The following is an 18,859-nucleotide window of genomic DNA, read 5'->3' as shown; positions in this document are numbered from 1 at the left end:
GGCGGGTGGAGCTCAGCCGCCGAAATAGGCGTGGTACTTGGCGTCCTGCTCGGCCAGGAAGGTCTCGAAGGCCGCGGCCTGCATGAAGCGGACGCCGAAGCCCTGCTGGGTCATGAAGCCCTGGAAGGCCTCGTCTTCCAGCGACTGGCGGACGGCATCTTCCAGGCGCGCGAGGATCGCCGCCGGCGTTCCCTTCGCGGTGGCGAGGCCGCGCCAGGTGCTGACGTCCAGGTCGAAGCCCTGCTCGCGGGCCGTCGCCACCTCGGGATAGGCCCGCAGGCGCTCGGGCGCCGCCACGGCGATCATCCGGGCTTGGCCGCCCGAGACCGGGGCCCGTGCCTCGGCTGCGCTGAAGGCCACGGCGTCGATATGGCCGCCGACCAGGTCCTGCAGCGCGGGGCCGGCGCTGGCATAGGGCACGTGGATCAGCTCGATCCCGGCCTTCTTCTCGAGCTCCAGCGCGGCCATGTGCCAGGCGCCGCCCTGGCCGCTATTGCCGACCCGCAGCGTGCGGGGCTGGCGGCGCGCCTCCTCGACGAACTCGGCAAGGGTTCGCCAGGGCTTCGCCGCGCCGACCGTGATGGCCGCCGGATCCGCATTGAGGAGGGCGAGGGGCTGCAGCTCCCGCCAGGTGACCGGGACCGGGCCCAGCAGCGGCGCGGTGATGAGCTGGGGCACGACGAAGCCGATCGTGTGGCCGTCGGGTGCCGCGTCGCGGATCGCCATGTGGCCGATCGTGCCGTTGCCTCCCGCGCGGTTGAGCACAGGGACGGGAACGCCGAGCCGGGCCGAGAGGCCCCGTGCGAGCGCCCGGCCCACGGCATCCGTGCCGCCGCCGGGCGCCCAGGGCACCAGGAGGGTGACCGGACGCCCGGGCCAGTCGGCGGCCCCGGCGTTTCGGACGGGCAGCGCGGAGGCGCCGGCAAGGCCGGCCCCCGCGCCCAGGAGGTGACGCCTGGTCTGCATCGCTTACTTCCTCCCCTGGGCTTCGCCCGGGGCGGATTGGCTCCGCCTCCGGTCCTGAAGCCTGGCTCAGCCCTTCGCGTGGAAGGGCTGGGCCTGAACGTCGTAGTCGCCGTAGCCGAGGGTGTCGCGCAGTTCCGGCCCCGGCAGGGCGGAGGCGGCTTCCGCCCCGCCCGCGGCGAGGGCGGCGAGGCCGGCCTTCAGCCCCGCGATGGCGGGCGAGAGCATCGCCGTCGGGTAGGTGCCGATCTTGAGGCCGATATCGATCGCCTGCTCGCGGTTCGGAATGGCGCGGCCCGGTCCCGGGGAGAGCACGGCGAAGGACGGCCGGCCCTTGGCGGCGGCGACGGCGCGGCGGAACTCACCGTCATCGGCCGGGCTGTCGAGGAAGAGGATGTCGGCACCTTCCTCGACGAAGATCTCGATGCGGGCCACCGCCTCCTCGATGCCCTGCGTCGGGCGGCAATCGGTGCGCGCCATGACGAGGATGCCGGATTCCTTGGCGGCCTGGATGGCGGCGCGGACCTTCATGCGCGCTTCCTCGCGCGGCAGGCAGGGCTTGCCGGCGGCCGTGAGGGCACGGGGGGTGATCTTGTCCTCGATGAGGATGGCGGCGGCGCCGGCGCGGCCATAGGCGCGCACGGTGCGCTGCACGTTCATCGCATTGCCGTAGCCGTGGTCGCCATCGGCCAGGACCAGCGTGTCCGGCGCGGCGCCGCGCACCATGTTGAAGCTGTCGAACATCTCGCCGAAGGAGATGAGGTCGAGGTCGGGGCCGCCGAGCCGGCTGGCCGCCACGCAGGAGCCGGAGAGGAAGGCCGTCTGGAAGCCCGCTTCCGCCGCCAGCTTGGCGCTGATCCCGTCCCACACGGCGGGCATGGTGACGAAATCCGGCCGCGCGAGCAGCGCGCGCATACGTTCGGGAGCGGTCATGGTGTTTCCTCGGCAGGGTTGCTTGCCGGGAGGTTAGGGGCGAACGGTCCGTATACCAAGATGGCGAAACAGCCTTCGTCGTGGCCGGCGCCGGCGCTCATGCCAGCTCCTCCAGCATCGCCATCGCGGCCGCCGGATTATGCGCCTTGTGGCCGCTGATGACGTAGAGGAAGACGTCGCGCGGCTTGCCGTCAGGCTTGTGCTTTCCGAAGCTCTCGAGGTCCCCGGGCGCCTTGCCCGCCGCCCAGTCCTTCGCGCGCGCGACCCATTTCCGCAGCGCGGCCCTGGGGTAGCCGAGCGCCTCGTCCTCCGCCGTGCCCATGATCCGGGCATAGGCGAAGTCGGCGGTCACGTCGGCAATCTGCGGGAATTCGGAATCGCCGGCCGTGACGATGGCGATGCCGTGCTCGCGCATCATCGCGACGAAGTCGGGCGACTGGAAGCTCGGATGCCGGACCTCGACGGCGTGGCGGAGCGCATGGCCTTCGTGGCGGTGCGGGAGGAGCTTGAGGAAGGCCTCGAAATCCTGGGGATCGAAGGCCTTCGTCGGTGCCATCTGCCAGTTGATGGGACCTAGCTTGCCCTTCAGCTCGAGCAACCCGCTGTCGAGGAAGCGCGCGACGGACTCGCCCGCTTCGGCGAGGACGCGGCGGTTGGTGGTGAAGCGTGGGCCCTTGAGGGAGAAGACGAAGCCCTCGGGCGTCTCGTCATGCCATTTGCGGAAGCTCGCGGGTTTCTGGGAGCCGTAATAGGTGCCGTTGATCTCGATGGAGGTGAGCTTGCCGGCGGCGTATTCCAGCTCGCGCTTCTGGGCCAGGCCCTGCGGGTAGAAGACGCCGCGCCAGGGCTCGAAGGTCCAGCCGCCGATGCCGATGTAGATCCTGCCCGTCGCCATGCATTCCTCCTGCCCGCCCCGGTCGTGAAGCGGCGCGCCGCATGTTAACGCGCGGGGCGCCGTGCGGGAGGATTTCATGCACGGCCGATCGTGAAGCGACGGCCCGATTGCGGGGGGCGGCCATGCGCCATATGCTCGCAACGAAAGCCGACCGACCGTCCGGTCAGTATCGGCGGATGGGCCTCCGTCCTCGCGGGCGAGGGCCAGGGGAGAAAGCTGCCATGACGAAGTCCGCCGGCTGCCGCCTGGCTGCCGCCCCTTTCTGGCCGCCAGGCGGCGATCTGTCACGCCGCGCTGCAATATCCCGCCTGTCGGCCGGCTGAAGCGGCATGGAGAGGCTTGCGGATCGGCTCGGCGGCATGTCATCGCGAAGCATGGACGATCTCGCTGAAATTCTGGAACTCGACGACGCCGGCAATCCGCTTCAGGGCAGGATCGTGCAGATCTTTCAGGTCGCGTGTCGTCTCTTCGCCCATCGGGGATTTGACGGCGTGTCGATGCGCGACATCGCGGCCGAGTGCGGGATCTCCAAGGCCACGCTCTACCATTACTTCCCGGGGAAGGATTCCATCCTGCGCCCGCTGGCGATGGGAACGACGAAATCCATCTTCCTGCATGTGCAGAAATACGACGACCCAACGGCCCCGCCGCTGGTTCGCCTGCGCGTCTTCCTCGTCGAATCCGCGAATTTCTTCGAGAAGTTCCGCTGGGCCTGGATCGCCTCCTCGACCGCCTTCTGGAGCGACCCGAAGGTTCGCGCGCGCAAGGAGCGCATCGCCTGGCGCGACAAGTACGAGCAGCTGCTGCGCGACATCCTGCAGGCAGGGGTCGATCGCGGCGAGATCCGCGTGGACGATGTGCGGCTGGCGGGCCGCTTCGTGCTCAGCACCATCAACTGGATGGCGCGGTGGTTCGACCCCGATGGCCCGCTGACCGCCGCCCAGGTGGGCGATCAGTTCTGTAACATGATCGTGAACGGCATCGGCGCAGCGCAGCGACCAGCGCCGAAGGAGGCCGTGGCGCAGGACTGAGCCGTGCGGCTTACGGCACGCCGGCCGCCAGGCCGTCGCGCTGCGGGTCGGCGCCGCCCTCCAGGCGGCCGTCCCACATCGTGATGCCGTGCACGCCCGCGAAGGGGAAGGTGGCCGCGGTGCGCCGCACCTCGTAGCCCATGGCCTCGACCTCGCGCTGAACGGCGCGGGGGATGCGGTTGCCGATGTCGATGGCGTCGCTGGTGGCGCTGAAGCGCGGCGCCTGCACCGCCTCCTGCATGCCCATGCCGAAGTCGAGCAGGTTCAGCAGCACCTGCGCCACCGCGATCGGGATCCAGGCGCCGCCCGGCGCGCCCAGCGTGGCGACGGCCTTGCCCTCCTCGAGCACGATGCCCGGCGTCATGGAGGAGAAGCGCCGCTTGCCCGGCGCGATGGAGCCGGCGCGGCCGGGGCGCGGGTCGCACCAGTTCATCGCCCCGTTGAGCATGAAGCCCGTCCCCGGCGGGATCACGCCGGAGGGCACGCCCAGCGTGTGCGTCATGGAGACGACCATGCCGTCGGCATCCACGCAGGAGATGGTCGTGGTGTGTTTCGAATCCGCCTCGGTGCGCGGCAGGTGGTGCTTCTCGCCGGCGCGGATCGCGGCCGCGCGTTCCGCCGCATAGGCGTCCGACAGCAGGCGTTGCAGCGGCGGGGGCACGAAGCGCGGATCGCCGATATGGAGGTCCTTGTCCCGTCCCGCGACCTTCATCGCCTCCGCCACCACGCGCAGGTATTCGGCGCTGTTGTGGCCGAGGGCCGGCAGGTCGAAATGCTCCAGGATGCGCAGTATCTCGGCCACCATGATGCCGCCGGCGGGCGGCGCGGGCACGGCGATCGTGCGGCCACGATAGCCCACCGTCAGCGGCGGTCCGATCTCCGGCGCCATGCCCGCGAGGTCGGCCGCGGTGATCAGCCCGCCCTTCGCCTCCATGTCCGCGACGATCCGCCGCGCGAGGCTGCCGGTATAGAAATCCTCGGCGCCCTCGCGGGCCAGGGTGGCCAGCGTCGCGGCGAGCTCGGGGTTGCGCACGCTGTCGCCGACGCGCTTGGGCGAGCCGTCGGGGCGCAGGTAGAGGCGCTGACCCTCCTCGGTGAAGCCGAGCTTGGTGCGGTAGGGCAGGCGGCCATAGGCGGCCTCGTCGAGCGCGAACATGGTCGCGACATGCGGGCGCACCAGCCAGCCCTCGGTCGCGGTCTCGATGGCTGGCCCGAAGAGCTCGGCCCAGGGCTTGCTGCCCCAGCGGCGATGCGCCTCGGCGAAGACGCGCAGGATGCCCGGCGTCGTCACCGCGCGGTGACCGAGCTCGTTCACGTTCCCTTTCAGCACATAGCCGTAGCCGTCCGGGCATTCGCGCTCGAAGGCCTCGGCCCACATGGTCTCGGTGCAGGCGGCGGGGCAGGTGGAAAGGCCGTTGAGGACGAGGTGATCGCCGGTCTTCGGGTCGAGGATGTGCAGCACACCGAGCCCGCCGATGCCGCACATCATCGGGTCGACCACGCCCTGGGTCAGCGCGCAGGCCAGCGCGGCGTCGAGCGCGTTGCCGCCGGCGGCGAGGATGGCGGTGCCGGCCTCGACGGCCTCGGGCTGCGGCGCCGCGATCATGGCGCGCGGGGCGGGAAGGCGGCGTTCGGGGCGGGCCATGATTCTACTCCACGCGGATGCCGCGGCGGCGGATGAACTCGCCGATCTCGGCGCTCTCCCGCCTCGCGCGGTCCTGGATCTCCTGGGCGGTGGCGGCCAGCGGCTCGAGCACCGACTCACGCAGCTTCTGCGTCACGGCCGGGCTGTCGACCACGCGGCGCGTGGCGGCGTTCAGCCGCTCCACCACGGCGGGATCGAGGCCGGCCGGCCCCACGAAGGCGTACCATCCGGGCATGGTGACCGGTGGCAGCCCCATCTCGATCAGCGTCGGAACCTGGGGCAGCGCGGGCGACCGCTCGCGGCCCAGCGTCACCAGCGGCACGGCGCGCCCGGATTCGATGGCCGGCAGCGTGTTGCCGAGCGGGTTGAACATGGCGTCGATATCGCCCGCCATGAGGGCATTGAGCGCCGGGGCGGAGCCGGGGAAGGGCGCGTGGGTGAGGCGGATGCCCGCGCGCTCGGCCACCATCTCCATGCCCAGATGGGTGGAATTGCCGATGCCGGCGCTGCCGAAGGTCAGGCGCTCGGGCTGGGCGCGGGCGCGCTCGATCAGCTGCGGCAGGGTGGTGATGCCCGAGGCCCGGCTCGCGACGATCACGAAGGGCGTGTCGGCGATGGGCGCGATCCAGGAGAAGTCGCGCCAGGGGTCGTAGGGCAGGTTGGGGAAGAGGTTCGGGTTGAAGGCGAAGATGGAGACGCCGCCCAGCAGTACCGTGTTCCCGTCCGGCCGCGACTGGCGCAGCGCGCTGATCGCGACGATGCCATTGGCGCCGGGCCGGTTCTCGACGATCACGCTCCGCCCGAGGTCACGGCCCAGCGGCTCGGTGAGCAGGCGCGCCAGGATGTCCGTGGCGCCCCCGGGCGGCTGGGGGATGATGACGCGCAAGGGCGCCTGGCCCTCCTGGGCGCGGGCCAGGCCCGGTGCGCCCAGGGCCGCGAGCAGCGCGGTGGCGCGGCGTCGCGGCAGGGCCGGGATCATCGCCCGGCGCTTTCGAGGATGCTCAGGAAAGGCGCGATGGCGAGCGCGGCCAGGGTGTTCAGCTGCGGGCGGTGCTGCGGGCCGTAGAAGTTCTCCACGTTCAGCAGGTTCACGGAGCCGAGCGTGCGGCCGTTCCAGCGCACCGGCATGTTCACGGCGGATTCGCAGCCCATCGCGACCAGCACCTCGTAATCGCCGAAGGTGCGTGCGAGGTCGGCGCGGTTGTTCAGGAAGCGTGGCTCGCCCCGCTCCACGACGACCTTGTAGAATTCGCGCGTCCAGTCGATCGGCTGGTAGCCGAGCGCCGGATACTCCGCCGGCCGGTTCGAATAGCAGCGGCTGTTCAGGTTGCGCTCATGGTCCAGCACCAGGAGGGTGAAGAGCTTGTGGCCGATGAGCTCCTGGGCCGCGGCCTCCAGGGCCTGGATGCCCGTCTGCGGCTGGCCCGGCTGGGCGAGGGCGAGGGCGAGATCGTTGAAGCTCACGATGCAGCCTCTGCGGCCAGGGATTGGCGGGCTTGAAAACTCATCAGGAAAATCCCCGGGGAATCGTGAAGGTGGCGCACGATGGCACGGTCGCGCCGCCGCGTCATGAAGGACTTGCCGAAGCCCGGCGCCGGCGCGACACCGGGCTTCCACCCTCCACGAGCCTTCAGGGGAACGACATGGAACAGATGCCCGGGCCGCGCGGCGACCTGCAGATCCGCCAGCTCGCCATGCCGGCGGACACCAACCCGGCCGGCGACATCTTCGGCGGCTGGGTCATGGCGCAGATGGACGCCGCCGGCGGGATCGCCGCCACCGGCGTGGCGCGGGGTCGCGTGGTGACGGTGGCCGCCTCCACGATGGTCTTCATCGAGCCGGTGAAGGTGGGCGACGTGGTCTGCGTCTATACCGACCTCAAGCGCATCGGCCGCACCTCGCTGACCTTCGACGTCGAGGCCTGGGTGCTGCGGCACCGGCGGGGCGATCGCGTGAAGGTGACGCAGGCGGAGTTCACCTTCGTGGCGGTGGACGAGGCCGGGCGGCCGCGGCCCGTGCCGCGGGATGCGGCGTCGCCGCCGGCCTGACGTCTCAGGCGGCCTTCCGGATGCGGCCGGCACTTCGCGCCGCGGCGATTCCGAGGAGGACGAAGAGCAGGAGCGCGACGGCCTGCGCGATGGCGAAGGCCGGCTCGGACTGGGTCGGCGCCAGGGCGTGGAGCGCCGGGATCTTCCCGAAGGCCTGGGCGATCAGCACGAAGCACAGCAGGTACAGGCTCGCCACTAGGCCGATCGCATCGACCCTCCGCCAGGCGCCGCCGAGGCCGAACCCGTAACGCGCGGCCAGCACCACCGCCAGGATCAGCAGCGCCACGCCGCCCACGATGTGCGAGGGCAGGACGCCCGAGAAGGGAAAGAAATAGCCCGTGACGCTCGTCAGGATCGAGGTGACGAGGAACAGGCCGGTCCAGAACGGCGTCGGGCCGGAGCGCAGCAGGTCCAGCACCACCACCGCCCCGGCGGCGATGGCGATGAAGCTGAGCGCGGTATGGAAGGTCACCAGATCGAACGCCATGCGTGCATCTCCGGAGCCTGTGACGGCGGGGCCATCCTTCTCGTTTTGGGATGGAAACGCCACAGAAATCTGTGGCGGGGGCCTCAGGACCCCTCCCGCGCCGGGACGCGCCGGGCGAGGCCGCCGAAGAGGTCCAGCATGCGTTCCCGCCAGGCATGCAGCGGGTCGCTTTCCTCCAGCACCTTCAGCGGGCTCACCACGCGGGCCCACATGAAGCCGCCGAAGACGATGTAGTCGGCGTAGTCCGGCTCCTCGCCGGCGACGAAGGGCTGCTGCATCAGCACGGCGCGCAACGGCTGGAGGCTGGCCCGGAATTCCGGCAGCCGCGCCTCCCGATCGCGGGTTACCTCGGCCAGGGGCATGCCGAAGCGCTTCTCGCGGCTCGACACGAAATAGTCCCGGTCGGCCTCGGCGAGCAGGGAGGGGATGTCGGAGACGATGAGCTTCACCAGCCCCGCATTCACCACCCGGTCCGCCCAGGAGGCGATGAAGCGCAGGGCTGAGGGCCGGCCCGGAAAGAGCGCGGGGCGGTCGGGATAGGTGCGCTCGAGGTATTCGGCGATGGCCCAACTGTCCGCGACCGCGGTGTCGCCGTCGATCAGGACGGGAACGGTGGCGGATTTCGCGAAGGCGATGGCCTCGCCCTCGGTGAAGCGCCAGGGCACCGTTTCGGCGTCGAGGCCCTTATGCGCCAAAGCCAGGCGAACGCGCCAGCAATAGGGGCTGAAGCGGCGCGCCTCATCGGTGCCGCAAAGTTCGAAGAGCTTTCGGTCGGACATGGCTTTCCCCGGATGTTCTGACGATACGTATCTGGCAAAGCGGGGGCGCGGCGTGGCCGTCAGTTTGGCGCGGACGCGGTCTCCCCGCACGACAGATGCGACTTTAATGACCGAGCCGCGGGATAGGCCTGCGACAAGGCGCGATTACAAGCATTACTCATGGAGGCGGTCGGTTCACCTGGCCGCCGCTGTCGAGAGGAGATCATCATGACCCGCGCGTTCCGCATCCTGGCCATCCTCACGACCGCAAGCGTGACCGCGTGCACCGTCGCCCCGGGGCCCGTCGAGCAGCAGGCCATGCAGGCGAACATTGCCTGCCAGCAGGGCTATGTCGAGGCCTGCCAGACCGCCGCTTATCTCCAGCCCGCCGCCTCGGCGGAGCGTGCCCAGGCCCAGCAGCAGGCCAATGTGGGCACGGCCGTGGCCGCGGGCATCGTCGGCGTCGCGGCCGGCGCGGCCATCGCGAGCAGCAGCCGTCCCTATTACGGGCGCGGCTACTACGGCGGCGGCTATTACGGGCGGCCCTACTACCGCCGCTGGTGATCGCGGCGGCGAGCGCTTCTCGCCGTCCGAAGTTTTCGCCGCGCACACCCTGACTCGGATCGGGGGCATTGATAGCGCCGGAGCACTGCTCCACCATCCTGACCTGCGGATCCTCGATGGAGAATGCAGGCCATGCCGTTCACGCGACGCGCTTCCCTCACGCTGCTCCCGGGCCTTCTGGGGGCGCCCGCCATCGCTTCCGCGCAGGCCTGGCCCTCGCGTCCCATCCGGCTGATCGTTCCCTTTCCGCCGGGCGGCGGCGTGGACCTCACGGGGCGGCTGCTGGCCGAGCCGCTGGGCCGCAACATCGGCCAATCGGTGGTGGTGGAGAATCGCGGCGGCGCCGGCGGCGTCATCGGCGTGGAGGCGCTCTCCCATGCCGCGCCCGATGGCTACACGCTGTCGCTCACCGGCGCGGGCACGCTCACCGTCGGGCCGCATCTGCGGCAGCTGCCCTACGATCCCATGGCGCTCGCGAACATCACGCGGCTGGTGCGGATGCCCTTCATCATGGCCGTGCGGACCGACCTTCCCGCGCGCACCCTGCCGGAATTCCTCGCCCTCGCGCGGCAGGGCAACCTCCGCTACGCGAGCGGCGGCGCCGGCACCAGCCAGCACCTGACGGGCGAGCTCTTCAACCAGATGGCCGGCGTGCGCATCGAGCACGTGCCCTATCGCGGCACGGGGCCGGCGCTGAACGACCTCGCGGCCAAGGTGGTGGACGTCTATTACGGCGACCCCGCCACGCTCACCCTCATCAATGGCGGCCAGGCGCGCGCCATGGCCGTGACCTCGCCCGCGCGCTGGCCTCTGCTGCCCGACACGCCCGCGGTGGCCGAGGCCGTGCCGGGCTATGCCTCCGAGAACTGGTACGGTCTCGTGGCGCCGGCCGGCACGCCCGAGGCGATCCAGGACCGCATTCACGCCGAGGTGATGCGCGTATTCGACGATCCCGCCTGGAAGCGCCGTTTCGACGAGGCGGGGCTGACGCCCGCGCCCCTGCCGCGCGCCGACTACGTGGCCTTCCTGCGCGCCGATACCGAGGTCTGGGGGCGTGTCGTGCGCGCCGGCAACATCAGGATCAACGACTGAGATGCAGCACCGACTGGCCGTCGACATCGGCGGCACCTTCACCGATCTCGTGCTCGAGGCGCCGGGCCGGACCTTCTCCCACAAGCTGCTGACCACGCCCGACGCGCCGGAGCGCGCGGTGATCGAGGGCACGCGGATCCTGCTGCGATCGGCCGGGGTGGAGGGCGCGGCGATCGGCCTCGTCCTGCACGGCACGACGCTTGCCACCAATGCCCTCATCGAGCGCAAGGGCGCGAGGACGGCGCTGATCACGACGCAGGGATTTCGCGACAGCATCGAGATCGCCTACGAGCACCGCTTCGCGCAATACGACCTGACCATGGAGCGCCCCGTGCCGCTCGTGCCGCGCGCGCTGCGCTACACGGTGCCGGAGCGCATTGCGGCCGATGGCGGCGTGCTGCTGGAGCTGGACGAGGCCGCGCTGCGCGAGGTCTGCGCGCAGGCCAGGGCGGACGGCGTCACCGCCATCGCCATCTGCTTCCTGCATTCCTTCACGAACGACGCGCATGAGCGCCGCGCGGCGGAAATCGTGGCGGAGATGCTACCGGAGGTCTCGCTCTCGCTCTCCTGCGAGGTCTGCCCGGAGGTGCGCGAATACGACCGCGCCAGCACCACCATCGCCAATGCCTATGTGCGCCCGCTGATGGACGGCTACCTCGCCGGCATCGAGGAAGGTCTGCGTGGGCTCGGCCTGAACGCGCCGGTCTTGATGATGATGTCCTCCGGCGGACTCTGCACCGTGGGTGCCGCGCGGCGCTTCCCCGTGCGTCTCGTGGAGAGTGGCCCGGCCGGCGGCGCCATCCTCGCACGGCATGTGGCGGCGCAGAATGCGCTGGATCGTGTGCTGGCCTTCGACATGGGCGGCACGACCGCGAAGCTGACGCTGATCGACCACGGCAAGTTCCACATGGCGCGCAGTTTCGAGGTCGCGCGTGCCTATCGCTTCGTGCAGGGCAGCGGCCTGCCCATCCGCATCCCGGTGATCGAGCTGGTGGAGATCGGCGCCGGCGGCGGCTCCATCGCGCGGCATGACAGCCTGGGCCGCATCCAGATCGGCCCCGACAGCGCGGGCAGCAAGCCCGGCCCCGCCTGCTACGGGCTGGGCGGCACGCTGCCCACGGTGACCGATGCGGACCTGCTGCTGGGCCGCCTGGATCCGGAGCGCTTCGCGGGCGGCACGATGCGCCTTCATCCCGCGGCCTCGGAACAGGCCTTCGCCGCCATGGGCACGAGCGCGCCGGTCGGCGTGGCGGAGATCGTGGACGAGACCATGGCCAGCGCGGCACGCGTGCATGCCGTGGAGAATGGCGAGGACACTGCCGGCCGCACCATGATCGCCTTTGGCGGCGCGGCGCCGCTGCACGCCGCGCGCCTCGCCCAGAAGCTCGGTATCGCGAAGGTGCTGGTGCCGCGTGGCGCGGGCGTCGGCTCGGCGCATGGCTTCCTGCAGGCGCCCATCGGCTTCGAGGTCGTGCGCACGCGCTACACCCGCCTCGACACGCTCGACGAGGCGGCGCTGGAGACGATGTTTAGCGAGATGCGCGCTGAGGCAGAGGAGGTCGTTCTCCAGGCCGCGACGCGGGAAGGGCTGGTCGAGACCCGCACGGCCTTCATGCGCTATCGGGGCCAGGGCCATGAGATCGCCGTGCCGCTCGTGGCCGGCATGGCCGCCACGGCGCTGCACGACGCCTTCGTCGCGGCCTATCGCACCATCTTCGGCCGCGCCATTCCGGGCCTGCAGCCGGAGGTGATGACCTGGGCGCTCTCCCTCGCGCGGCCCGTCGGCGATCCGGCCGTGCTGGCCGTTCCCGCCCCCTCCGACGTGCCTGCGCCCTTGCAGAGGCGCGCGCTGACGGACCCCGCGACGGGCCTCACGCAGGAGGCCGCCCTGCATGCGCGCGACGACCTGGCGCCAGGCGCGCTGCTGCGCGGGCCCGCGCTGATCATCGAGGACGAGACCACCACCGTCGTGCCGGCGGGCTGGACCGCCCGCATCAACGCCGCCGAGCAGATCCTGCTGGAGCTCCTGCCATGAGCCAGAACGACATCCGCCTCCAGGTCATGTGGAACCGGCTGCTCTCCGTGGTGGAGGAGCAGGCCAAGACGCTGGTCCGCACCGCCTTCTCCACCTCCGCACGCGAGGCCGGCGACATCTCCGCCGGCGTCTTCGACGTGGAGGGGCGCATGCTCGCCCAGGCGGTGACCGGCACGCCCGGCCACATCAATTCGATGGCGCGCAGCGTGAAGCATTTCCTCGCGAAGATCCCGGCCGCCGAGATGAAGGAGGGCGACCACTACGTCACCAACGATCCCTGGCTGGGCACGGGGCATCTCTACGACGTCGTCGTCACCTCGCCGGCTTTCCACAAGGGGAAGATGGTCGGGCTGTTCTCCTGCACCGTGCATGTGGTGGATATCGGCGGCATCGGCCTCTCGCCGGACGGCCGCCAGATTTTCCACGAGGGCGTGCGCATCCCCATCATGCCGCTCGCGCGTGAGGGCGTGGTGGACCAGTGGTTGATCGACCTCATCCGCGCCAATGTCCGCGAGCCGGTGCAGGTGGAGGGCGACATCTATGCCCTCATGGCCTGCAACGAGACGGGCGAGCGCCGCCTCTCCGCCATGCTGGAGGAGAACGGGCTCGACGATCTCGAGGTGCTGGGCGAGCACATCATCGCCCGCTCGCGCGAGGCGATGCTCAAGGAGATCGCGGTCCTGCCGAAGGGCACGTGGAAAAGCCATATGCGGATCGACGGCATGGAGGCGCCGATCGACCTGCACGCCACGCTCACCATCGCCGAGGACCATATCGCGGTGGACTATGCAGGCACCTCGCCGCAGAGCGGCTTCGGCATCAACTGCCCGCTCTGCTATACTGATGCCTACACGGCCTTCGGCGTGCGCTGCATCGTGGGACCGGAAATCCCGAACAATGCCGGCTCGCTCGACCTCATCAGGGTCACGGCGCCGGAGGGCAGCATCGTCAACGCGCTTTTCCCGGCCGCCGTGAACGCGCGCAGCACCATGGGCCATATGATGCCCGACGTGGTCTTCGGCGCGCTGGACCAGGCGTTGCCCGGCCGGGTGCCGGCGGAGGGCACCTCCAACCTTTGGAACCTCAAGCTCGGCGCCGGGCAGGGGCTGACGGGCGCCACTGCCCGGCCCTTCATGGCCACCATGTTCCATTCCGGCGGCGCGGGCGCGCGGCCCGCGCAGGATGGCCTCTCCGCCACGCCCTATCCTTCCGGCGTGAAGAACGTGCCGGTCGAGGTGACGGAGACCGTGGCGCCGCTGGTCGTCTGGCGGAAGGATCTGCGCGACGGCTCGGGGGGCGAGGGCAAGTACCGGGGCGGCGACGGCCAGATCATGGAGGTGGCGCACCGCCATGGGGAGGCTTTCGGCATCTTCGCGACCTTCGAGCGCGTGACCTATCCGGCACGCGGCCGGCATGGCGGGGCGGATGGGGCGAAGGGGGTGGTGAAGCTGGGCTCGGGCGCGGTGCTGAAGGCCAAGGGCTTCCAGGTCATTCCGGCCGGAGATCGGCTGGTGGTGGAGATGCCGGGCGGCGGCGGCATGTTTCCGAAGGAGTAGCCAACCGGGAGGTGGCCTTGCGATCCGGCGCGGATCATCTTACCTCCCGCTCTTTCCCGGTTCCGGATACGCGTCACCATGGATTTCCACCCGACAGCAATCTCGTTCTGCCTTGTTGCCGGGGAAATCCATATCCATGCCTGCCGTCATCACACTTTCCAGACTTTCCTGGTCCACGTCTGAGGGCCACGCCCTCCTTTCCGATCTCGACCTCGTCTTCGGTCCCGAGCGAACCGGTCTGATCGGCCGCAACGGCACGGGAAAGACCACGCTCCTCCGGTTGATGGCCGGCGACCTCCGCCCCGCTGCGGGTGGGGTGATGGTGAGCGGTCGCATCGGTTTCCTGCGTCAGTCGGTTCAGGCCCGTGCGGGCGAGACCGTCGCGGACCTCTTCGGCGTTACGGAGGCCCTGTCGCAGCTTCGGCGGGCTGAGGAGGGACGGGCTTCCGATGAGGATCTCCTGACGGCTGACTGGTCGCTGGAATCGCGCCTCGCGGCCGCCTTGGCCGGCCTTGGGCTCGACGTGGGGCCACAGACGCTCCTGACGGCGCTTTCCGGCGGCCAGCGCACGCGGGTGAGCCTCGCTGCGCTGGTTTTCTCGGAGCCCGACTTCCTCCTCCTGGATGAGCCCACCAACAACCTGGACCGTGGCGGGCGCGAGGCGGTGATCGAGCTGATGACCCGCTGGCGTGGCGGCGCGGTCGTCGTGAGCCATGACCGGGAGCTGCTCGAGCGGATGGACTGCACCGTCGAGCTGACTTCGCTTGGCGCCACCCGCTACGGCGGGAATTGGAGCCACTATCGCGCCTGCAAGGCCCGCGAGCTCGCCGCCGCGCGGCGTGACCTGTCGGATGCCGAGAAGCGCATGGCGGAGCTTGCGCGCAGCGTCCAGGAGACGGCGGAGCGCAAGGCGCGGAAAGACGGTGCTGGGCAGCGTAAGCGCGCAAGGGGCGACATGCCGCGGATCGTGCTCGGGGGGCTGAAGAACCAAAGCGAGGGCACAGGTGGTGCCCAGGCCCGCCTTGCGGAGCGGCGAAGGGAGCAGGCGGCCGAGGTTGCGACGGAGGCGCGCGGCCACATTGAGGTCCTCGAACCGTTTTCCGTGGTCCTGCCGCCGTCCGGCCTGCCCGCGGGCCGAACGGTCTTGTCGGTCGAAGCCGTCACGACCGGCTACGATCCTGCCAGACCGGTTCTTCGTGACCTGAGCCTCATGATGGTCGGTCCCGAGCGGATTGCCGTCACCGGACCGAATGGCTGCGGCAAGACCACCTTCTTGCGGCTCCTAACGGGCGAGTTGCGCCCCCGGAGCGGCAGCGTGTGGACAACGCCCGACATGGCCGTGCTCGACCAGCAGGTCAGCCTGCTCGATCCTGCGCTGTCGATCCGGGACAACTTCCTGCGCCTTCATCCGCAGGCGCAGGAAAACGACTGCCGGGCGGCCCTCGCGCGGTTTATGTTCCGCGCCGACGCCGCCCTGCAGCCCGTCGCGGCCCTCAGCGGGGGGCAGGTTCTGCGCGCCGGCCTCGCCTGCGCCCTGGGTGGGACGCCGCCGTCGCTGCTGGTTCTCGACGAGCCGACCAATCATCTCGATCTTGATTCGATCGAGACCGTGGAGATCGGCCTGCGCGCCTATGACGGCGCGCTGCTGGTGGTCAGCCATGACGAGGTTTTCCTGGAGGGCATCGGCATCACACGGCGCCTGCATCTCTCCCCGAAGGGCTGATCGGCCGCCCGCCATGCCGCAATGCATTGCGGCGATGTCCGATCCGCGCTTTGCCGGAGGCCTTGCCGCCCCTACATCGGGCGGGCGCGCGCTACGCCCGATGTGGGTTTGCGCCCCATCAGGATCCGAAATGCCCTTTCCCACGCTCGCCGCGCCCATCGCGGCTGCCCTCGCTGAACGCGGCTATGCCGAGCCCACCGCCGTCCAGGCCGCGGTGCTGGAGGCCGAGACCGCCGGCCGCGATCTGCTCGTTTCCGCCCAGACCGGCTCCGGCAAGACCGTTGCCTATGGCCTCGCCATGTCGGGCGACCTGCTCGGCGAGGAGGCGCGGCTGCCGCCGGCCGGCCTGCCGCTCGCCCTTGTCGTCGCGCCCACGCGCGAGCTTGCTCTTCAGGTCCAGGTCGAGCTGACCTGGCTCTATGCCCGCGCCGGCGGCCGTGTCGTCTCCTGCGTCGGCGGCATGGACCCCATGACCGAGCGCCGGCAGCTGGCGCATGGCGCGCATATCGTCGTCGGCACGCCCGGCCGCCTGCGCGACCATATCGAGCGCGGCAACCTCCGCCCGCAATCCATGCGCGCCGTGGTGCTGGACGAGGCCGACGAGATGCTCGACCTCGGCTTCCGCGAGGACCTCGAGGCCATTCTCGAGGCCCTGCCCGTCGAGCGGCGCACGCTGCTCTTCTCCGCCACCGTGCCGCGCCCCATCGCGCAGCTGGCGAAGAACTTCCAGCGCGACGCGCTGCGCATCGCCGCCACCGGCGAGGGCCGCCAGCACAGCGACATCGAATACCGCGCCCTCTCCATCGCCCCGGGCGAGATGGAGCGCGCCGTGGTCAACACGCTACGCTTCCTCGATCCGCGCACGGCCATCGTCTTCTGCGGCACCCGCGCCGCGGTGAACCGCCTGCACGGCAACCTCGTCGAGCGCGGCTTCTCGGCCGTGGCGCTGTCCGGCGAGCTGTCCCAGGCCGAGCGCACCCGCGCCATGCAGGGCCTGCGCGACGGCCGCGCCCGCGTCTGCGTCGCGACCGACGTCGCCGCCCGCGGCCTCGATCTGCCGGACCTCGCGCTGGTCATCCATGCCGACCTGCCGAACGATCCCGAGACCCTGCTGCACCGCTCCGGCCGCACCGGCCGCGCGGGCAAGAAGGGCATCAGCGCGCTGGTCGTGCCGCATAACCGCCGCCGCATCGCCGAGCGCCTGCTGATGGGCGCCAAGCTCCAGGCGGCGTGGTCGCCCGCGCCCAGCGCCGAGGAGATCCACGCGAAGGACGGCGAGCGCATCGTCGAATCCGCGATGGCCATGCTGGACCAGATGCCGGAGGAGGCCGATCTGGCCCTGGGCCGCCAGCTGCTGGAAGGCCGCAACCCCGAGGCCCTGGCCGCCGCCCTGGCGAAGCTGCTCCGCGCGCCGCTGCCGGCGCCCGAGGAGCTTGCTGGCCCGGTGTCCTATGCCCAGGGACCGCGCCCCGACCGGGACGCCGCGCCGCGGGCGCCGCGCGCCAACCAGACGGGCGAGGCCGTCGAGGGCGTGTGGTTCCGCATGAATGTCGGCCGCAACAACCAGGCCGACCCGCGCTGGATCCTGCCCTTCCTCTGCCACCGCGGCCATGTGACCCGCGAGGCGATCGGCCAGATCCGCATCCTCGACCGCGAGACTCGCTTCGAGGTGGCGCCCTACCTGGCCGACCGCTTCGCCATCGCCGCGGCCAAGCCTGGCCAGGACGACGCGCATATCCGCATCGAGCCCGCGGCCTCCATGGGCCCGGCCGATCGTGGGGCGGCGGGGCCGCGCTCCGCCCATCCGAGCAAGCCGCGCCCTGCCTATCAGGGCAAGCCCCGCGCGGGCGAGGGCGGCCGGAAGCGCCCGGCCACGTCGCGCGCGCCGCGGTCGTAACGCCGCTTTCGTTGTGACGGCCCGGGGGTTCGGGCTAGATGCGGGCCGCTTCAGCAAGGCGGCCGCGCATGACCACCGAAGCCCTCCCTCCGGGGATCGACGCCGCCTTCCTGACGGAGGCGCTCCACCGTTCCGGCCTGCCGGGCGGGGGGCGCGTCCGCGAGGTCGCGGTCCGGAAGTCCTTCCCGACGCTGCTTTCCCATATCTTCCGGCTGCGCCTGGACCATGACGGGGCGGCGGCCGGTTTCCCGGAAACGCTGATCCTGAAGGCGGGCCTGGCCGGGCGCCCCGGAGGGCCCTGGAAGTTCGGCTCGCACGAGGTCGCCTTCTACCAAAAGGTGGCGCCCGCCACGCCGCCGGGCCTCCTGCCGCGCTGCTACGACGCCGCCTCGGAGGCGGAGACCGGCACCTGGCACCTCCTGCTCGAGGACCTGACCGACAGCCACCGCACCGCGACACCCTGGCCGCTGCCGCCCGATCTTGCGGATGGCCAGGCGATCATGCGGGCACGGGCGCGCTTCCATGCCGCCTGGTGGGACCATCCGCGCCTCGGCGTCGATATCGGGTCATGGCCGGACGCCGCCGGCATGGAGGGATGGCTCCAGGAGATGAGGGAGAAATACGCCCGCTTCGCCGAGCAGGCCGGCGACGGCCTGTCAGCCGGCCGGCGCGAGCTCTATGCCCGGCTGTTCGAAGCGGCGCCCCGCCTGGGCGCGCGCTACCGCAGCCATCGCCACATGACGATCATCCACGGCGACGCGCATATCTGGAACTGCTTCCTGCCGAAGACGGCAGGGCAGGGCGAAGCGCGGCTCTTCGACTGGGATGGCTGGTCGCTGGACGTCGCGACGGTGGACCTCGCCTATATGATGGCGATCCACTGGTATCCCGAGATGCGGCGGCGGTTCGAGGGGCCGCTGCTGGACACCTATCATACGGAACTGCTGGCCTGCGGCGTCCGCGGCTACGACCGCGCGGCGCTGCAGGAGGATTACCGCCTTTCGGTGCTCTGGCAGATCACCACGCCGGTCTGGCAGCACGCGCTCGGCATTCCGCCGCTCATCTGGTGGAACAACCTGGAGCGCGTCCACATGGCGGCCGAGGATCTCGACTGCCGCGCCCTGCTGGGCTGAGCGACAGAAAAAGCCACGCAGGCCGGGGGGCGGCCCGCGTGGCTCAGTGTCCCGGACCCCCTGGGAGAGCGGGGGAAGGGGTCCGGGCAGCTCGTCCGC

At 70.8% G+C, this 18,859-nt stretch carries 17 protein-coding genes; 9 read left to right on the top strand and 8 right to left on the bottom strand.

What is annotated here, in order from left to right; all coding sequences use genetic code 11:
• Window positions 1–12: 12 nt before the first annotated feature.
• From KHU32_RS21855 to KHU32_RS21845, 3 genes are all read right to left on the bottom strand, one after another.
• The gene (locus KHU32_RS21855) at window positions 13–966 is read right to left on the bottom strand and encodes a tripartite tricarboxylate transporter substrate binding protein (protein WP_213672295.1); all 954 of its coding nucleotides are present in this window, start codon (window positions 964–966) and stop codon (window positions 13–15) included.
• Window positions 967–1,032: 66 nt separating this feature from the next.
• The gene (locus tag KHU32_RS21850; RefSeq protein ID WP_213672294.1) at window positions 1,033–1,896 is read right to left on the bottom strand and encodes an isocitrate lyase/PEP mutase family protein; all 864 of its coding nucleotides are present in this window, start codon (window positions 1,894–1,896) and stop codon (window positions 1,033–1,035) included.
• A 97-nt stretch (window positions 1,897–1,993) separates the two neighbouring features.
• On the bottom strand, window positions 1,994–2,791 hold the full coding sequence (locus KHU32_RS21845; protein WP_213672293.1) for a DUF72 domain-containing protein: 798 nt from the start codon (window positions 2,789–2,791) through the stop codon (window positions 1,994–1,996).
• A gap of 359 nt (window positions 2,792–3,150) precedes the next feature.
• Between KHU32_RS21845 and KHU32_RS21840 the strand changes: the two genes are divergently transcribed.
• Window positions 3,151–3,822: a TetR/AcrR family transcriptional regulator gene (locus KHU32_RS21840; protein ID WP_213672292.1), complete on the top strand. Its 672-nt coding sequence runs from the start codon at window positions 3,151–3,153 to the stop codon at window positions 3,820–3,822.
• Between the two features lie 10 nt (window positions 3,823–3,832).
• Here KHU32_RS21840 and KHU32_RS21835 read toward each other — a convergent pair whose 3' ends face one another.
• From KHU32_RS21835 to KHU32_RS21825, 3 genes are read right to left on the bottom strand one after another with little or no spacing between them, the layout of a single operon-like run.
• The gene (locus tag KHU32_RS21835) at window positions 3,833–5,467 is read right to left on the bottom strand and encodes a gamma-glutamyltransferase family protein (RefSeq protein ID WP_213672291.1); all 1,635 of its coding nucleotides are present in this window, start codon (window positions 5,465–5,467) and stop codon (window positions 3,833–3,835) included.
• A gap of 4 nt (window positions 5,468–5,471) precedes the next feature.
• Complete coding sequence (locus tag KHU32_RS21830; protein ID WP_213672290.1) at window positions 5,472–6,446, bottom strand: Bug family tripartite tricarboxylate transporter substrate binding protein; 975 nt, start codon at window positions 6,444–6,446, stop codon at window positions 5,472–5,474.
• Window positions 6,443–6,931: a GAF domain-containing protein gene (locus KHU32_RS21825; protein ID WP_213672289.1), complete on the bottom strand. Its 489-nt coding sequence runs from the start codon at window positions 6,929–6,931 to the stop codon at window positions 6,443–6,445. Before KHU32_RS21825 ends, KHU32_RS21830 begins: the two co-directional genes overlap by 4 nt.
• A gap of 179 nt (window positions 6,932–7,110) precedes the next feature.
• Here KHU32_RS21825 and KHU32_RS21820 point away from each other — a divergent pair, with 179 nt between their 5' ends.
• Window positions 7,111–7,515 carry an acyl-CoA thioesterase gene (locus tag KHU32_RS21820; RefSeq protein ID WP_213672288.1) on the top strand — a complete coding sequence of 135 codons (405 nt, stop codon included), beginning with the start codon at window positions 7,111–7,113 and terminating at the stop codon, window positions 7,513–7,515.
• Window positions 7,516–7,519: 4 nt separating this feature from the next.
• Here the strand turns inward: KHU32_RS21820 and KHU32_RS21815 are convergent, their stop codons facing one another.
• Window positions 7,520–8,002 (bottom strand): hypothetical protein, encoded by a 483-nt coding sequence (locus tag KHU32_RS21815; RefSeq protein ID WP_213672287.1) that lies wholly within the window; start codon window positions 8,000–8,002, stop codon window positions 7,520–7,522.
• A gap of 83 nt (window positions 8,003–8,085) precedes the next feature.
• Window positions 8,086–8,781: a glutathione S-transferase family protein gene (locus KHU32_RS21810; RefSeq protein WP_213672286.1), complete on the bottom strand. Its 696-nt coding sequence runs from the start codon at window positions 8,779–8,781 to the stop codon at window positions 8,086–8,088.
• Window positions 8,782–8,988: 207 nt separating this feature from the next.
• Here KHU32_RS21810 and KHU32_RS21805 point away from each other — a divergent pair, with 207 nt between their 5' ends.
• The 7 genes from KHU32_RS21805 (at window position 8,989) to KHU32_RS21775 (ending at window position 18,760) form a co-directional block, all read left to right on the top strand.
• A complete protein-coding gene (locus tag KHU32_RS21805) occupies window positions 8,989–9,324 on the top strand; it encodes a hypothetical protein (RefSeq protein WP_213672285.1) in 336 nt (111 codons plus the stop codon).
• Between the two features lie 132 nt (window positions 9,325–9,456).
• Window positions 9,457–10,416 (top strand): Bug family tripartite tricarboxylate transporter substrate binding protein, encoded by a 960-nt coding sequence (locus tag KHU32_RS21800; protein ID WP_213672284.1) that lies wholly within the window; start codon window positions 9,457–9,459, stop codon window positions 10,414–10,416.
• A 1-nt stretch (window position 10,417) separates the two neighbouring features.
• Window positions 10,418–12,451 (top strand): hydantoinase/oxoprolinase family protein, encoded by a 2,034-nt coding sequence (locus KHU32_RS21795; protein ID WP_213672283.1) that lies wholly within the window; start codon window positions 10,418–10,420, stop codon window positions 12,449–12,451.
• A complete protein-coding gene (locus KHU32_RS21790) occupies window positions 12,448–14,007 on the top strand; it encodes a hydantoinase B/oxoprolinase family protein (protein ID WP_213672282.1) in 1,560 nt (519 codons plus the stop codon). The genes KHU32_RS21795 and KHU32_RS21790 overlap by 4 nt, the downstream gene beginning before the upstream one ends.
• 136 nt (window positions 14,008–14,143) lie before the next feature.
• A complete protein-coding gene (locus tag KHU32_RS21785) occupies window positions 14,144–15,730 on the top strand; it encodes an ABC-F family ATP-binding cassette domain-containing protein (protein ID WP_213672281.1) in 1,587 nt (528 codons plus the stop codon).
• A 130-nt stretch (window positions 15,731–15,860) separates the two neighbouring features.
• Window positions 15,861–17,627, top strand: coding sequence for a DEAD/DEAH box helicase (locus KHU32_RS21780; protein ID WP_213672280.1), 1,767 nt, complete (start codon window positions 15,861–15,863; stop codon window positions 17,625–17,627).
• A 68-nt stretch (window positions 17,628–17,695) separates the two neighbouring features.
• Window positions 17,696–18,760: a protein kinase family protein gene (locus tag KHU32_RS21775; protein WP_213672279.1), complete on the top strand. Its 1,065-nt coding sequence runs from the start codon at window positions 17,696–17,698 to the stop codon at window positions 18,758–18,760.
• Window positions 18,761–18,859 lie beyond the last annotated feature (99 nt).

Source organism: Roseococcus pinisoli, from assembly GCF_018413645.1.
Lineage (GTDB): Bacteria > Pseudomonadota > Alphaproteobacteria > Acetobacterales > Acetobacteraceae > Roseococcus > Roseococcus pinisoli.
Note: the sequence above shows the minus strand (reverse complement) of the source record. Positions and strands in the feature narration are given on the sequence as shown.

Excerpts from the sequence above, each read along its gene's own strand:
- KHU32_RS21845 (WP_213672293.1), bottom strand. The coding sequence starts at position 2,791 with ATGGCGACGGGCAGGATCTACATCGGCATCGGCGGCTGGACCTTCGAG.
- KHU32_RS21775 (WP_213672279.1), top strand. The coding sequence starts at position 17,696 with ATGACCACCGAAGCCCTCCCTCCGGGGATCGACGCCGCCTTCCTGACG.
- KHU32_RS21780 (WP_213672280.1), top strand. The coding sequence starts at position 15,861 with ATGCCCTTTCCCACGCTCGCCGCGCCCATCGCGGCTGCCCTCGCTGAA.
- KHU32_RS21850 (WP_213672294.1), bottom strand. The coding sequence starts at position 1,896 with ATGACCGCTCCCGAACGTATGCGCGCGCTGCTCGCGCGGCCGGATTTC.
- KHU32_RS21815 (WP_213672287.1), bottom strand. The coding sequence starts at position 8,002 with ATGGCGTTCGATCTGGTGACCTTCCATACCGCGCTCAGCTTCATCGCC.
- KHU32_RS21820 (WP_213672288.1), top strand. The coding sequence starts at position 7,111 with ATGGAACAGATGCCCGGGCCGCGCGGCGACCTGCAGATCCGCCAGCTC.
- KHU32_RS21835 (WP_213672291.1), bottom strand. The coding sequence starts at position 5,467 with ATGGCCCGCCCCGAACGCCGCCTTCCCGCCCCGCGCGCCATGATCGCG.
- KHU32_RS21785 (WP_213672281.1), top strand. The coding sequence starts at position 14,144 with ATGCCTGCCGTCATCACACTTTCCAGACTTTCCTGGTCCACGTCTGAG.
- KHU32_RS21840 (WP_213672292.1), top strand. The coding sequence starts at position 3,151 with ATGTCATCGCGAAGCATGGACGATCTCGCTGAAATTCTGGAACTCGAC.
- KHU32_RS21805 (WP_213672285.1), top strand. The coding sequence starts at position 8,989 with ATGACCCGCGCGTTCCGCATCCTGGCCATCCTCACGACCGCAAGCGTG.
- KHU32_RS21800 (WP_213672284.1), top strand. The coding sequence starts at position 9,457 with ATGCCGTTCACGCGACGCGCTTCCCTCACGCTGCTCCCGGGCCTTCTG.
- KHU32_RS21790 (WP_213672282.1), top strand. The coding sequence starts at position 12,448 with ATGAGCCAGAACGACATCCGCCTCCAGGTCATGTGGAACCGGCTGCTC.
- KHU32_RS21855 (WP_213672295.1), bottom strand. The coding sequence starts at position 966 with ATGCAGACCAGGCGTCACCTCCTGGGCGCGGGGGCCGGCCTTGCCGGC.
- KHU32_RS21795 (WP_213672283.1), top strand. The coding sequence starts at position 10,418 with ATGCAGCACCGACTGGCCGTCGACATCGGCGGCACCTTCACCGATCTC.
- KHU32_RS21810 (WP_213672286.1), bottom strand. The coding sequence starts at position 8,781 with ATGTCCGACCGAAAGCTCTTCGAACTTTGCGGCACCGATGAGGCGCGC.
- KHU32_RS21830 (WP_213672290.1), bottom strand. The coding sequence starts at position 6,446 with ATGATCCCGGCCCTGCCGCGACGCCGCGCCACCGCGCTGCTCGCGGCC.